The organism is Thauera sp. JM12B12 (genome assembly GCF_039614725.1).
In the GTDB taxonomy this organism is placed as follows: domain Bacteria; phylum Pseudomonadota; class Gammaproteobacteria; order Burkholderiales; family Rhodocyclaceae; genus Thauera.
In genome coordinates, this window is the sequence record NZ_CP154859.1 from 1,612,536 (window position 1) to 1,627,521 (window position 14,986).

A 14,986-nucleotide genomic window follows, 5' to 3' on the forward strand; every position below is an offset into this window, starting at 1 on the left:
CGTCTTGTTGATCAACGAGGGGGCGACATGGAAAAGACAGAACAGATCCGGCTGGCCGCAAACGTGAGCGCGGTGGTCGAGCAGATCGCCGCGCGCCTGCCGGCGGAGCAGGCGAAGGCGGTGAGCGCGTTCGCGACGCGATTCTTCGCCCAGGTCGATCAGGAGGACCTCGAGGCGCTGTCCGTATCGGACCTCTACGGCGCCGTGCTCAGCCAGTGGCACTTCATCGCCCGCCGCGCCGGCGGCAGCGTGGTGCGCGTCTTCAATCCGCGCCTCGACGAGAACGGCTGGGAGTCTGCCCACACGGTGGTCGAGATCGTCGGCGACGACATGCCCTTCCTGGTCGACTCGGTCACCATGGAGATCAACCGCCAGGGGCTCACGCTGCACCTGATCATTCATCCGGTGCTGCGCGTGGCGCGCGACCGGGATGGTCAGCTGTTGCGGCTGGCGGAGGCGGGCGACGCCGACGCTCGCAGCGAATCGGTGATGCATCTCGAAGTCGACCGCCGCACCGACCAGGCCGACCTCAAGGCGCTGCGCGAGGGGCTCGAGCGCGTGCTCGCCGACGTACGCGCAGCGGTCGGCGACTGGCCGCGCATGCGCGAGCGCATGCAGGAGATCATCGCCGACATCGACGCCATCCCGGCCGCGGTTGACGCCGAGGAGCGCGCCGAGGCGCGCGCCTTCCTGGAGTGGCTGGCCAACGACAACTTCGTCCTTCTGGGTTGCCGGGACTACGACCTCGTCAGCAGCGAGGAGGGCAACGAACTGCGCGTCGTCACCGGCTCCGGACTTGGGCTGTTGCAGGGCGATGGCGAAGCCGGGCAGTCGCGCTCCTTCGCCGCGCTGCCGCCGCAGCTCAGGGCCCAGGCGCACGTGCCGGGCGTGCTGACGATCACCAAGTCGAACACGCGCTCGACTGTTCACCGGCCCGCCTATCTCGACTTTCTGGGCGTCAAGCGCTACGACGCCGACGGTCGGGTGTGTGGCGAGCGCCGGGTGATCGGCCTGCTCGCCTCCACCGCATACGGCACCACGCCGGCGCAGATTCCGCTGCTGCGGCGCAAGGTCGCCGCCGTGATCGAGCGCGCCGGACTCCCGCCGGGCGGGCACGCGGCCAAGACGCTGCAGACCATCATCGAGCGCTATCCGCGCGACGAGCTGTTCCAGATCGGCACCGACGAGCTGTTCAACCACGTGATGGGCATCCTCCGCCTCGGCGAGCGTCTGCGCACGCGGCTGTTCGTGCGCTGCGACCCCTTCGCGCGCTTCGTTTCCTGCCTCGTCTATGTGCCGCGCGAGCACTACAACACCGACCAGCGCAAGCGCATGCAGGCCGTGCTGATGGAGGCCTTCAACGGCTCCTCTTCCGAGTTCGACGTGCAGTTCTCCGATTCGGCGCTCGCCCGCATCCTGATCACCGTGCGCACCCAGGACTCGACGATCCCGCCCTTCGACGCACGCGAGCTCGAGCAGCGCCTCGTGCGCGCCTCGCGGCGCTGGGAGGACGAGCTGCAGCAGGCGCTCGTCGAGCAGTGCGGCGAGGAGCGCGGCCTGCTGCTGATGCGGCGCTATGGCGGCGGCTTTCCGGCGGGCTATCGCGAGGATTACTCGCCGCGCATGGCGGTGTTCGACATCGAGCAGATGGAGGCGCTCGCCGATGGCGATGCGCTCGGACTCAACCTCTACGTGCCGCTCGAGGCGCCGGCCGGGCGGCTCAACCTGCGCCTGTACCGGCTGGATGCGCCGGTGCCGCTGTCGCAGAGCCTGCCGATGCTCGAGAAGATGGGCGTGAAGGTGATGGACGAGCGCCCTTCCGATATCCAGCGCCAGGACGGACGGACGGTTTGGCTGCATGACTTCGGGCTGCATTTCGCCGGTGCGGAGAACCTCGACATCCATGCGCTGCGGCCGCTGTTCCAGGACGCCTTCCTGCGCGCCTGGCGAGGCGAGGTCGAGAACGACGACTTCAACCGCCTCGTGCTCCTCGCCGGTCTGTCGTGGCGCGAGGTGAGTGTGCTGCGCGGCTACGCCCGTTACATGCGCCAGGCCGCGTTCACGTTCAGCCTCGCCTACATGGAGCAGACGCTGGCAGCGTATCCGAAGCTCGCGCGCGCCTTGTTCGAGCTCTTCCGCACGCGCTTCGATCCTGCGCTCGCCGGCGAGCGCGAAGACTCGTGCGCGGGTCAGGTGGCGGCGATCGAGGCCGAGCTCAACAACGTCGCCAACCTCGACGAAGACCGCATCCTGCGCCAGTTCCTGGCGATGATACAGGCGACCCTGCGTACCAACTGGTTCCAGCGTGGCAAGGACGGCGCGCCCAAGCCCTACGTCTCGTTCAAGTTCTCGCCCGCGCGGATCCCGAACCTGCCGCAGCCGCTGCCGATGTTCGAGATCTTCGTCTATTCGCCGCGCTTCGAGGGGGTGCATCTGCGCGGCGGCAAGGTCGCGCGCGGCGGCCTGCGCTGGTCGGACCGCATGGAGGACTTTCGCACCGAGATCCTCGGCCTGGTGAAGGCGCAGATCGTCAAGAACGCGGTGATCGTGCCGGTGGGCTCCAAGGGCGGCTTCGTGGTCAAGTGCCCGCCCGCGGAGGGCGGGCGCGAGGCGCTGCTGGCCGAGGGCGTGGCCTGCTACCGCAACTTCCTGCGCGGCCTGCTCGACCTCACCGACAACCTGGTGCAGGGGGCGGTGGTGCCGCCAGCCGACGTGGTGCGCCACGACGAGGACGACCCTTATCTGGTGGTCGCCGCCGACAAGGGCACGGCGAGCTTCTCCGACTACGCCAACGAGGTTTCCGCCGAGTACGGCTTCTGGCTTGGCGACGCCTTCGCCTCGGGCGGTTCGGTGGGCTACGACCACAAGAAGATGGGCATCACCGCGCGCGGGGCCTGGGAGGCGGTCAAGCGCCACTTCCGCGAGATGGGCAAGAACATCCAGGACGAGCCGTTCACCGCAGCCGGCGTGGGCGACATGTCGGGCGACGTGTTCGGCAACGGCATGTTGCTGTCGAAGCAGACGCGGCTGATCGCGGCCTTCGATCACCGCCACATCTTCATCGATCCCGATCCCGATCCGGCGCGCTCTTGGGAGGAGCGCGCGCGCATCTTCGCGCTCCCGCGTTCGAGCTGGGAGGACTACGACAAGTCGCTGATCTCGGCCGGTGGCGGCGTGTGGCCGCGCAGCGCGAAGTCGATCAAGCTCTCGCCCGAGATGCGTACGGCGCTCGACACCCAGGCCGAGAAGCTGACGCCGACCGAGCTCATCCGCGCCATCCTCACCGCACCGGTCGAGCTGCTCTACAACGGCGGCATCGGCACCTACGTCAAGGCGGCGTCTGAGACCGACGCCGCGGTCGGCGACCGCGCCAACGATGCGGTGCGCGTCAATGGCGGCGATCTGCGCTGCAAGGTCCTTGGAGAAGGCGGCAACCTCGGTGCCACCCAGCTCGGCCGCATCGAGTTCGCACTCAAGGGCGGGCGGGTCAATACCGACGCCATCGACAACTCCGGCGGCGTGGACTGCTCCGATCATGAGGTCAATATCAAGATCCTGCTCGGCGGGGTGGTGGCAGAGGGCGAGCTGACGATGAAGCAGCGCAACCAGCTGCTCGCCGACATGACCGACGAGGTCGCTGCGCTGGTGCTGCGCGACAACTACGCGCAGACGCAGATCCTGTCGGTGACGCGGGCGCGCGGCCTGGCGCTGCTCGACGAGCAGGCCGACTTCATGCGCCGCCTGGCGCACGCCGGTCGGCTCAACCGCAAGCTCGAGTTCCTGCCGATGGACGAGGAGATCGTCGAGCGCAAGGCGGCGCGCATCGGGCTTGCCAACCCCGAGCTCGCGGTGCTGCTGGCCTACAGCAAGATCGAACTCTATGACGAGGTGCTGGCCTCCGACGTCCCCGATGATCCCTACATCCGCAGCGCGCTCGAGCGCTACTTCCCGGTGCCGCTGCGCCAGCGCTTCGCGCCCCAGATCCAGGCGCATCCGCTGCGCCGCGAGATCATCTCGACCCACGTCATCAACAGCATGATCAACCGCGTCGGCCCGACCTTCGTGCATCGCCTGAAGGGGGAGGTCGGTGCGGCCGCGGCCGACATCGTGCGCGCCTACATGGCCACGCGCGAGGTGTTCGGGCTGGTGTCGGTGTGGCAGGAGATCGAGGCGCTCGACAACCGCATCGACAACGCGGTGCAGACCGAACTGATCATGGAGTCGGGGCGGCTGGTGCAGCGCGGAACGCTGTGGTTCCTGCGCCAGCGCCGCTGGCTCGCGGACCTGCAGGCGACGCTGGCGCACTTCTCGCCGGGGGTGGCGGCGCTCGCCGAGCGTCTGGGCGAATACGTGGCGCCGGCCTACCGCAGCGAACTCGAGGCGTCGGTCGCGCGCCGGGTGGAACAAGGCGTGCCGGAGGCGCTCGCGCGCCGGGTGGCCGCGCTCGACGAGCTCTATTCCGCGCTCGACCTGGTGGAGATCGCGGCCGAGAGCGGGCGCGACGAGGCGGTGGTGGCGCGGGTGTACTTCGCTCTCGGCGGCGAACTCGACCTCCACTGGCTCGGCGCCCAGATCTCCGCCCTGCCGGCGGAGACGCGCTGGCAGAACCTGGCGCGCGGCGCGCTGCGTACGGATCTGTCGGCACTCGCCCGCACGCTCGCGGGCGAGGCGATCCGTCTGGCACCGGCGGGCGGCGAGGTCGAGGAGATGCTCGGCGCCTGGCGCGAGCGGGGCGCTCTCGCGATCGAACGCTATCGCCATCTGCTCGGCGAGATCCGCGCGGCTCAGAGCATCGACCTGGCAATGGTGTCGGTCCTGCTGCGCGAACTGCGCGGGATGGCTTGATCGGGGCGGCGGGCGGCGTCGGCCGCGGACGGCAGGTCCGTTCCCCGCCGACGCCGCTCGCCGGGTCGCCTGCTGACTTGGCGCGCGTGCTTCGGTTATCATCGCGCTTTCCCGCAGCACATCTCCCATGACCAAATACGTCTTCGTTACCGGCGGTGTCGTGTCCTCTCTGGGCAAAGGCATCGCGGCAGCCTCTTTGGGGGCGATCCTCGAGTCCCGCGGCATCAAGGTCACGCACCTCAAGCTGGACCCGTACATCAACGTCGATCCGGGCACCATGAGCCCGTTCCAGCACGGCGAAGTCTTCGTGACCGAAGACGGTGCGGAAACCGACCTCGACCTCGGCCATTACGAGCGCTTCACCAGCGCCAAGATGAGCAAGCGCAACAACTTCACCACTGGCCAGATCTACGAGTCGGTGCTGAAGAAGGAGCGTCGCGGCGAGTACCTCGGCAAGACCGTGCAGGTCATCCCGCACATCACCGACGAGATCAAGGCCTACGTCAAGCGCGGCGCCGAGGGCGCCGACGTGGCGATCGTCGAGGTCGGCGGCACCGTGGGCGACATCGAGTCGCTGCCCTTCCTGGAGGCCATCCGCCAGATGGGCTTCGAGGAAGGCCGCCACGGCACCTGCTTCATCCACCTCACGCTGCTGCCCTACATCCCGACCGCGGGCGAGCTCAAGACCAAGCCGACCCAGCACTCGGTCAAGGAACTGCGCGAGATCGGCATCCAGCCCGACATCCTGCTGTGCCGTGCCGACCGCTCGATCCCGGCCGACGAGCGGCGCAAGATCGCGCTGTTCTGCAACGTGATGCCCGAGGCGGTCATCGAGTGCCTGGACGCCGACTCGATCTACAAGATCCCCGGCATGCTTCACGACCAGATGCTCGACCAGATCGTCTGCCACAAGCTCGACATCCTCGCCCGCGCGGCCGACCTGTCGGTGTGGGAGAAGCTGATCCACGCGCTCGAGAACCCGAAGCAGACGGTCAATATCGGTTTCGTCGGCAAGTACGTGGACCTCACCGAGTCGTACAAGTCGCTGATCGAGGCGCTCAACCACGCCGGCATGCACACCGAGTCGAAGGTCAAGATCCACTACATCGACTCCGAGGACATCGAGCGCGACGGCTGCGCAGTGCTGGAGGCGATGGACGCGATCCTGGTGCCGGGCGGCTTCGGCAAGCGCGGCACCGAGGGCAAGATTGCCGCCATCCGCCATGCGCGCGAGAACAAGGTGCCCTATCTCGGCATCTGCCTCGGCATGCAGCTCGCGGTGGTGGAGTTCGCCCGCGACGTCGCCGGCATGGAAGGCGCGCATTCGACCGAGTTCGAGCGCGACACGAAGTTTCCGGTGATCGGGCTCATCACCGAGTGGAAGGACCGCACGGGCAAGATCGAGAAGCGTACCGAAGAGTCCGACCTCGGCGGCACCATGCGCCTCGGCGGTCAGCTCTGCCAGCTGAAGGAAGGCACGCTGGCGCGTGAGGTCTACGGTTCGGCCGAGATCATGGAGCGCCACCGCCACCGCTACGAGGTCAACAACACCCTGCTCGCCAAGCTGGAGGAGAAGGGGCTCGTCGTTGCGGGCCGCGCGCCGGTCACCGACCTGTGCGAGATGGTCGAGCTGCCCGCCGACGTGCATCCGTGGTTCGTCGGCTGCCAGTTCCATCCCGAATTCACCTCCAACCCGCGCAAGGGTCACCCGCTGTTCACCGCCTACGTGAAGGCGGCGATCGCACGCAAGCAGGCCGCGGCCTCAAGGAGCGAAGCATGAACCTCTGCGGATTCGAAGTCGGCCTCGACAAGCCGATCTTCCTGATCTCCGGCCCCTGCGTGGCCGAGTCCGAACAGATGTGCCTGGACATCGCCGGCCAGATGAAGGAAATCTGCGCCGAGCTGGGCATCCCCTACATCTTCAAGGCTTCCTACGACAAGGCCAACCGCAGCTCGGGCAAGAGCTTCCGCGGCCACGGCATGGACGCCGGCCTGAGGATGCTCGAGGCGGTGAAGAAGCAGCTCGGCCTGCCGGTGCTGACCGATGTGCACACGGTCGAGGAGATCCCGCTCGTGGCCTCGGTGGTCGACGTGCTGCAGACGCCTGCCTTCCTGTGCCGCCAGACCGACTTCATCCATGCGGTGGCCGCCAGCGGCAAGCCGGTGAACATCAAGAAGGGCCAGTTCCTCGCCCCGGGCGACATGAAGAACGTCGCCGACAAGGCGCGTGAGGCCAATGGCGGTGCCGACACCATCATGGTGTGCGAGCGCGGCGCCTCCTTCGGCTACAACAACCTCGTCTCAGACATGCGTTCGCTGGCGATCATGCGCGACACCGGCTGCCCGGTGGTGTTCGACGCCACCCACTCGGTGCAGCTGCCGGGCGGGCAGGGCACGGCCTCGGGCGGCCAGCGCGAGTTCGTGCCGGTGCTGGCGCGCGCGGCGGTTGCGGTGGGCGTGGCGGGTCTGTTCATGGAGACCCATCCGGATCCCGCGAAGGCGCTCTCCGACGGGCCTAACGCGTGGCCGCTGCCGAAGATGAAGGCGCTGCTGACCACGCTCAAGGACATCGACGCGCTGGTCAAGCGCCAAGGCTTCCTCGAGACCACGCTCTGATAACGCGTTGTGGGTGCGGCGACACACGTGAAGGCGAATGAGCCGTATCGCGTCGGCCATCACCTGCTCGGCGGCTGCGCGACTAGCCTTCGTGGTCGCAGCGCTGCCGGCGGCGGGCTGGCTGTGGGAGCGGGCTTGCCCGCGAACATCACAGCCTCGATCGCCGCTTTCGCGTGCCAGCCCGCTCCCACAGCGTGAAGCAAGCTTCCGGACGCTTCATTTGAATCCTTCCCTACTGCTACAGGACAAGACATGAGTGCAATCGTTGATGTGATCGCCCGCGAGATTCTCGACTCCCGCGGTAACCCCACCGTCGAAGCCGACGTGCTGCTGGAGTCCGGCGTGATGGGCCGCGCCGCCGTGCCGTCGGGCGCCTCCACCGGCTCGCGCGAGGCGATCGAGCTGCGTGACGGCGACAAGTCGCGCTTCCTCGGCAAGGGCGTGCTGCGCGCGGTCGAGAACGTGAACACCGAGATCGCCGAGGCGATCATCGGCCTCGACGCCGAGGAGCAGGCCTTCATCGACCGCACCCTGATCGAGCTCGACGGCACCGAGAACAAGTCGCGCCTGGGCGCCAACGCCATGCTGGCGGTGTCGATGGCGGTGGCCAAGGCCGCCGCGGAAGAGGCCGGCCTGCCGCTGTACCGCTACTTCGGCGGCTCCAGCCCGATGGTGATGCCGGTGCCGATGATGAACGTCATCAACGGCGGCGAGCACGCCAACAACAGCCTCGACATCCAGGAATGCATGATCATGCCGGTGAGCATGGGCAGCTTCCGCGAGGCCCTGCGCTGCGGCGCCGAGATCTTCCAGCACCTGAAGAAGATCGTCGATGCCAAGGGCTACCCCACCACCGTCGGCGACGAGGGCGGCTTCGCCCCCAACGTCTCGGGCACCGAGGAAGCGCTCAACCTGATCCAGGAAGCGATCGTCGCCGCCGGCTACGTGCCCGGCCAGGACGTGCTGCTGGCCCTCGACTGCGCCGCCTCCGAGTTCTACAAGGACGGCAAGTACGAGTTGAAGGGCGAGGGCCTGTCGCTGACCGCCGAAGGTTTCACCGACTACCTCGAGACCCTGTGCGACAAGTTCCCGATCGTCTCGATCGAGGACGCCATGGCAGAAGGCGACTGGGACGGCTGGAAGATCCTCACCGAGCGCCTGGGCAAGCGCGTGCAGCTGGTGGGCGACGACCTCTTCGTCACCAACACCAACATCCTCGCGCAGGGCATCGAGCAGGGCGTGGCCAACTCGATCCTGATCAAGATCAACCAGATCGGCACGCTCACCGAGACCTTCGCCGCCGTCGAGATGGCCAAGCTCGCCGGCTACACCGCGGTGATCTCGCACCGCTCGGGCGAGACCGACGATTCGACCATCGCCGACATCGCCGTGGGCCTGCGCGCCATGCAGATCAAGACCGGGTCGCTGAGCCGCTCGGACCGCATCTCGAAGTACAACCAGCTGCTGCGCATCGAGGAAGATCTCGGCGACACCGCCTTCTATCCGGGCAAGCGCGCGTTCTACAACCTGCGCTGATGCGTGGCACCCAGAGGGCCGATGCCCGAGCATCGGCCCTGTGGGTGCGCTGAGCTCACATTCGCGGGCAAGCCCGCTCCCACGGCATGCCCATGCATGCGGTCCCGTGGGAGCGGGCTTGCGCGCGATTGCCGCCGCCGATCCCGACCCGTTCAATTCTCGAGCCTGATTCCCGTCCGATGCGCTGGCCGATCCTGATCCTGATTGCTCTCGTCATCCTGCTGCAGTACCCGCTGTGGCTGGGCAAGGGCGGCTGGCTGCGCGTATGGGAGGTCGATCGCCAGTTGCAGGCCCAGCGCGACGAGAACCTGCGTCTCGAGCAGCGCAACGCCGGCCTCGCAGCCGAGGTGAATGACCTCAAGTCGGGCAACGAGGCGATCGAGGAGCGCGCACGCTTCGAGCTCGGCTTGACCAAGCAGGGCGAGATCTTCGTCCAGACCCCGCAGCGCTGATTCAGTTGCTCGCCAGGAGGGTGCGCGCGCCGTCGATGCGCTGCGCGAAATAGCGGTTGTCCAGGCGTTCGACGCGAACGCGGCCCCGGCTCGACGGCGCATGCACGAAGCGACCGTCGCCGATGTAGATGCCCATGTGCGAATGCCTGCGCTTGAGGGTGTTGAAGAACACCAGGTCGCCCGGGCGCAACGCGTCCACGTCGATCGGGCGGGTGCGGTCGGCAATCTGCGCGGCGTTGTGCGGCAGCTTGCGGCCGCTGATGTTCTCCACGATGTAGGCCACCATGCCGCTGCAGTCGAGCCCGGCTTCCGGATTGCGGCCGCCGAAGCGATAGCCGGTATCGAGCAGGCCGAGCGCAAAGAGCACCATCTCCTGCGTCTGATGCTCGCCTTCGAGCGAGAAGAACGGGCCGCTGGGCGCAGCGACCGGTGCCGGCGGCTGAGTGCTGACCACGGGTGGGGTGGTGCTGCAGCCGGACAGGAGCGACGTGACCGCGACTGCGACGGCCAGCATCGTCAGGCGCATGGCGCGCGGTGGCGCTGCGGGCGCGCCGCGGCAGGGTGTGTGAGGCGGCGACCAGACCGTGAGGTTCATGGCGGGTGCGAGCACGTGCTCGATGACGGGCGAAAAATAGATTTGTGCCAGCGTATCCCAGAGCACTGCTGTGTGCAAGGTTCGACGCTAAATCAGTCGTTTGCCGCGTTTTTCTCGAAATCGCGTGAAGCCAGAGCGGGCGCAGGGGAGGTGTGCGCCCGGCGCGTCGGCGACGGCCGGAAGGCGTCGCGCGCGTGGCCGGGGGCGTGTCAATCGACCAGTTCGATCCGTCCGCTCACATGCACCGACACCTGGCTCTCGCCACCCTCGAGCGGGGCCGACGCCTCGGCCGCCATGGCGGCTGCCGCACGCATGCGCGGCATCGGTGGCTGGAAGCCCGAATGGCCGACGGACAGATGGGCGATGCGGTGCTTGCGGCCGAGCGCGCCCGCGATCAGCGCGGCGCGCTGTTCGAATGCCTGCAGCGCGTCCACGGTGGCCTCGTCGATGGCCTTGCGACGGGTCTCGGGGGCGGGCTGCATGTTGATGTGCGCGAGGGCGAGGGAGGACTGGAGTTCGCCTACGAGCTCGGACATGGCCGGCAGATTGCGGCTCTCGAGCGCGATCTCCGAACGCATTCGCCAGCCGGTGATCCGGCCCTTGCCATCCTGCGCATACACAGGCCAGGTCGAGGTGTTGCCGGACTGAACCTTGATCTCGCTGCGGGCGCGGGCGATGTCGAGTGCGGCGGCGATCTCGCGGTTGACCTCGCGTGCGACCGCAGCCGGGTTGGGGCCGTTGCGCTCGACGTAGAGGACCGCGGTGGCGAGGTCGTTGACCGCCGCCTTGCTCGCTTCGGCGGAGAGTTCGATGGTGGTGGCCGCGGACTGCGGCGTGTGTTCGGCCGCGCCTGCGGGCGCGGTGGCGAACAGCATCGACGCGCAGAGCAGGGCGAGGGCGCGCGGGACGATGCGCATCAGGGGGTTTCCTTGCGGATCACGCTCGCGGGCTCGAGCGCACACAGCGATTGCTCGTACTGGCGGGCGTTGTCGATGTAGTGTTGGGCGTTCCACTTCAGGTGCACGACTTCGGCGTCGGTCAGCGTGCGGATGACGCGGCCGGGCGAGCCGACGACCAGCGAGCGGTCGGGGATCACCTTGCCTTCCGGGATCAGCGCGTTGGCGCCGATGATGCATTCCTTGCCGATCACCGCCTTGTTCAGGATCACCGCGTTGATGCCGATCAGGCTGCCGTCGCCGATGGTGCACCCGTGCAGCATCGCCATGTGGCCGACGGTGACGCCGCTGCCGATCGTGAGCGGGACGCCCTCGTCGTTGTGCAGCACCGAACCGTCCTGGATGTTGGTGTCGTCACCGATGGTGATCGGGTCGTTGTCGCCGCGCATCACCACGTTGTACCAGACGCTCACGTTGCGTCCGGCGTGGACTGCTCCGACCACCGTCGCGTTGTGCGCGATCCAGCTTCCTTCTCCGAAGCTGGGCTTGCGGTCGCCAAGGGCAAAGATGCTCATGCTCATTCTCGCTTTGTATTTTTGTCGCCGGTCGGTCGCGGCGGTCGGGGCGCGCATCATAACAACTGCGGTGCAGCATGGAAACACTGCGATCCCGTGCAATGTGGCTGATCTGCCAAGGGTTTTGTGCGGTGGCCGGCGGTGCTACGATGCCGGCCGCTATCGGAAAACCTTCATGCTCAGCTATCGCCACGCCTTCCATGCCGGCAACCATGCCGACGTGCTCAAGCACCTCGTGCTGCTCGAACTGCTCGACTACTACAACCGCAAGGACAAGCCCTGGCATTACATCGACACCCATGCCGGCGGCGGGTGCTACGCGCTCGACAGCGAGCAGGCGGACAAGACCGCGGAGGCGGTCGACGGCGTGGGCCGGCTGTGGGGCCGGGAGGACGCACCGCCGGCGGTGGCCAACTATCTCGCCGCGGTGGGGCAGTTCAACCCGCATGGCAGGCTGCTGTTCTACCCGGGGTCGCCGGCGCTGGCGATGACGCGCGCGCGGCTGCAGGACCGGCTGCGCCTGTTCGAACTGCATCCTGCCGACTTCGAGTCCTTGTCGCGCACCTTCGCCGGTGAGCAGGAACGCGTGCAGGTGCGACGCAGCGACGGTTTCGGCGCGCTCAAGTCCCTGTTGCCGCCGCCCTCGCGGCGCGCGGTGGTGCTGATCGATCCACCCTACGAGCTCAAGGAGGACTATCGGCGGGTGGTCGATACGGTGCGCGATGCGATGCGGCGGTTTCCGACCGGCACCTTCGTCGTGTGGTATCCGATGCTCGCCCGTCCCGAGGCCCGGGGGCTGCCCGATCGCCTCGCCGAGCTCGGCGCCGAGAGCTGGCTGGACGTGCGGCTCGCCGTACGCAAGCCGCCGCGCGACGGTCTCGGCATGTTCGGCAGCGGGGTCTACGTGATCAATCCGCCCTGGCTGCTCCCGCAGCGGCTCGAGGCCGCCCTGGCGTGGCTGAGTGCCCGCCTCGCCGTGGACGAGGGCGCCGGCTTCGACCTGGAGCATCACATCGAATGAGCGAGCGGCGCTTGGATGAACGGGGCGCAGCGCCCGACGCGCTGGCCGAACTGCGCGATGCCTTGCGCGCGTTTGCCGCCGAGCGCGACTGGGAGCGCTTCCACACGCCCAAGAACCTGGCGATGGCGCTCTCCGGCGAGGCGGGCGAGCTGATCGAGCACTTCCAGTGGCTGAGCGCGGAGCAGTCGGCGGCGCTCGATGCGACGACGCGCGAAGCCGTCGCCCTGGAGATGGCCGACGTGCTGCTCTATCTCGTGCGCCTGGCCGACGTTCTCGAGGTCGATCTCGCCGCCGCCGCACGGCGCAAGATCGCGATCAACGCACAGCGCTACCCGGCGGCGCTGGCACGCGGGCGCGCCGACAAGTACGACCGGCTTCAAGAACCCTGAGCGCAATGAGCGGTTCCGCGCATGTGCGCATTGGGTCGCTGCAATTTTTCTGAAACAATATCGACTTTCGTACCTTCGGATTCCCAACGTGGACCTGCAGCACATCAGCGACATCGAGCGCGCGGCGCACAGTGGCCGTGGAGAGGTGTTCCGCCTCGGCATGGGGGTGATCTTCATCGTCGGCGTGATGTTCTACGCCGCGCTGAACGGTTCCGGCGAGGGCAGCCTCACGCTCGTGATGGCTGCCATGATCGGCGGCTACATGGCGATGAACATCGGCGCCAACGACGTCGCCAACAACGTCGGACCGGCGGTGGGCTCGAAGGCCCTCACCCTTGCGGGCGCGCTCGTCATCGCGGCGGTCTTCGAGGCCGCGGGGGCGCTCATCGCCGGGGGCGAGGTGGTCGGTACCATCCGCAGTGGCATCATCAACCCCGACCTCATCACCAACTCCGACACCTTCGTGTGGATCATGCTGGCGGCGCTGCTGGCCGGCGCGCTCTGGCTCAACCTGGCGACCGCCGTCGGTGCGCCGGTGTCGACGACGCACTCGATCGTCGGCGCGGTGCTCGGCGCAGGGATGGCTGCCGCCGGCCCGTCCATCGTCGACTGGGGAACCATGGCCGGCATCGCTGCCAGCTGGGTGGTCTCGCCGCTGCTCGGTGGCGTATTCGCCGCCGGCTTCCTGTACCTCGTCAAGCGCAGCATCACCTACCAGGCGGACATGGCGGAGGCAGCGCGCAAGATGGTGCCGCTGCTGGTGGGCCTGATGGCATGGACCTTCGCGACCTACCTCATCCTCAAGGGCTTGAACAAGGTGTGGAAGGTCGGTTTCGGCGCGGGCCTGCTCTATGGCTTCATCGTCGGTGCGCTTGTCTTCCTCGTCGTACGCAAGGTGCTCAGCGGCGGTTCGGGCATCGTCGCCAACACCAAGCAGAGCGTGAACAAGCTGTTTACGGTGCCGCTGATCTTCGCCGCCGCGCTGCTCAGCTTCGCCCACGGCTCCAACGACGTCGCCAACGCGGTCGGACCGCTCGCCGCGATCGTCGATGTGGTGACCTCGGGCGGCGAGATGCACAAGGCGGCGCCGATTCCGACCTGGGTCATGATGGTCGGCGCGATCGGCATCTCGCTCGGCCTCGCCTTGTTCGGCCCAAAGGTGATCCGCACCGTGGGGTCGGAGATCACCGAGCTCGACCAGATGCGCGCCTACTGCATCGCGATGGCCGCGACCATCACGGTGATCGTGGCGAGCCAGCTCGGCCTGCCGGTCAGCTCGACCCATATCGCGGTGGGCGGTGTGTTCGGTGTCGGCTTCCTGCGCGAATACCTCAAGAGCAACTACGACCGCATGGTCGCCGAGATCAAGGCGCACCACCCGGAAGGCGACCTGGCCGCGATCGAGTCGTTCATCAAGCGCTTCGAGAAGGCCTCGGTGGAAGAGAAGGGGCTCATGCTCCAGGATCTGAAGAATCGCGCAAAGAACGCCGAGGACCCCGCGCACTTCTCCAAGGGTGAGCGCAAGGACCTGAAGAAGGTTTACCGGCGCGAGCTGGTCAAGCGTTCGCAGCTGATGCGCATCGCGGCGGCCTGGGTCATCACCGTGCCGGCGTCCGCGCTGATGGCGGCGATCCTGTTCTTCACGATCCGCGGCATGATGCTGCCCTGACCGCGTCACCATGAGCGTCGCACGCAGCAGTTCGGCAGCGGGGCGCGCATGACGTTCGCCGAGCTGCTCCTCGTCCTCGCGCTTGGCGCGCTCGTGTGGTTCTGGTTCGACAGCCTCAAGGCGCGCGAGGCGGGGATCGACGCTGCGCGCCGCGCCTGCCTGCGCGAAGGGGTGCAGTTTCTCGACGAGACCGTGGTGGGCCACGGTTTGCGTCCGGCGCGCGACGACCGTGGGCACGTGGTTCTGCGCCGTGCGTTCGCCTTCGAGTATTCGGTGAGCGGCGACGACCGCCACGCGGGCTCGGTCGTGCTCGAAGGGCGCGAAGTGGTGCTGGTGGACGTCACCGCCCACCGCCTGGCGCGCCGTGCGGTGGTGATCGACCTGCACTGACA

At 67.7% G+C, this 14,986-nt stretch carries 12 protein-coding genes; 9 read left to right on the plus strand and 3 right to left on the minus strand.

Annotation, left to right across the window (positions count from 1 at the left end; genetic code table 11):
- Nucleotides 1-27: 27 nt before the first annotated feature.
- The 5 genes from AAG895_RS07235 (at nt 28) to ftsB (ending at nt 9,449) form a co-directional block, all read left to right on the plus strand.
- Nucleotides 28-4,845, plus strand: coding sequence for an NAD-glutamate dehydrogenase (locus AAG895_RS07235; protein ID WP_345794828.1), 4,818 nt, complete (start codon nt 28-30; stop codon nt 4,843-4,845).
- Nucleotides 4,846-4,972: 127 nt separating this feature from the next.
- The gene (locus AAG895_RS07240; protein ID WP_345794829.1) at nt 4,973-6,625 is read left to right on the plus strand and encodes a CTP synthase; all 1,653 of its coding nucleotides are present in this window, start codon (nt 4,973-4,975) and stop codon (nt 6,623-6,625) included.
- The gene (gene kdsA, locus AAG895_RS07245; protein ID WP_345794830.1) at nt 6,622-7,461 is read left to right on the plus strand and encodes a 3-deoxy-8-phosphooctulonate synthase; all 840 of its coding nucleotides are present in this window, start codon (nt 6,622-6,624) and stop codon (nt 7,459-7,461) included. The genes AAG895_RS07240 and kdsA overlap by 4 nt, the downstream gene beginning before the upstream one ends.
- Before the next feature lie 252 nt (nt 7,462-7,713).
- Nucleotides 7,714-8,997 carry a phosphopyruvate hydratase gene (eno, locus tag AAG895_RS07250; RefSeq protein WP_345794831.1) on the plus strand — a complete coding sequence of 428 codons (1,284 nt, stop codon included), beginning with the start codon at nt 7,714-7,716 and terminating at the stop codon, nt 8,995-8,997.
- Nucleotides 8,998-9,176: 179 nt separating this feature from the next.
- Nucleotides 9,177-9,449 (plus strand): cell division protein FtsB, encoded by a 273-nt coding sequence (gene ftsB / locus AAG895_RS07255; protein WP_345794832.1) that lies wholly within the window; start codon nt 9,177-9,179, stop codon nt 9,447-9,449.
- A gap of 1 nt (nt 9,450) precedes the next feature.
- Here ftsB and AAG895_RS07260 read toward each other — a convergent pair whose 3' ends face one another.
- The 3 genes from AAG895_RS07260 to AAG895_RS07270 form a co-directional block, all read right to left on the minus strand.
- Nucleotides 9,451-9,975: a C40 family peptidase gene (locus AAG895_RS07260; protein WP_345795250.1), complete on the minus strand. Its 525-nt coding sequence runs from the start codon at nt 9,973-9,975 to the stop codon at nt 9,451-9,453.
- 278 nt (nt 9,976-10,253) lie between these two features.
- Nucleotides 10,254-10,961, minus strand: coding sequence for an SIMPL domain-containing protein (locus AAG895_RS07265; RefSeq protein ID WP_345794833.1), 708 nt, complete (start codon nt 10,959-10,961; stop codon nt 10,254-10,256).
- Complete coding sequence (locus tag AAG895_RS07270; protein ID WP_345794834.1) at nt 10,961-11,515, minus strand: gamma carbonic anhydrase family protein; 555 nt, start codon at nt 11,513-11,515, stop codon at nt 10,961-10,963. The genes AAG895_RS07265 and AAG895_RS07270 overlap by 1 nt, the downstream gene beginning before the upstream one ends.
- A gap of 175 nt (nt 11,516-11,690) precedes the next feature.
- Between AAG895_RS07270 and rlmJ the strand changes: the two genes are divergently transcribed.
- The 4 genes from rlmJ (at nt 11,691) to AAG895_RS07290 (ending at nt 14,984) form a co-directional block, all read left to right on the plus strand.
- Nucleotides 11,691-12,536 carry a 23S rRNA (adenine(2030)-N(6))-methyltransferase RlmJ gene (gene rlmJ / locus AAG895_RS07275; RefSeq protein WP_345794835.1) on the plus strand — a complete coding sequence of 282 codons (846 nt, stop codon included), beginning with the start codon at nt 11,691-11,693 and terminating at the stop codon, nt 12,534-12,536.
- 11 nt (nt 12,537-12,547) lie between these two features.
- A complete protein-coding gene (locus tag AAG895_RS07280) occupies nt 12,548-12,925 on the plus strand; it encodes a nucleotide pyrophosphohydrolase (RefSeq protein ID WP_345794836.1) in 378 nt (125 codons plus the stop codon).
- 88 nt (nt 12,926-13,013) lie between these two features.
- The gene (locus tag AAG895_RS07285; RefSeq protein WP_345794837.1) at nt 13,014-14,594 is read left to right on the plus strand and encodes an inorganic phosphate transporter; all 1,581 of its coding nucleotides are present in this window, start codon (nt 13,014-13,016) and stop codon (nt 14,592-14,594) included.
- Nucleotides 14,595-14,642: 48 nt separating this feature from the next.
- Entirely contained in the window at nt 14,643-14,984 is a 342-nt protein-coding gene (locus AAG895_RS07290) for a DUF3301 domain-containing protein (RefSeq protein WP_345794838.1), read from the plus strand.
- Nucleotides 14,985-14,986: the final 2 nt, after the last annotated feature.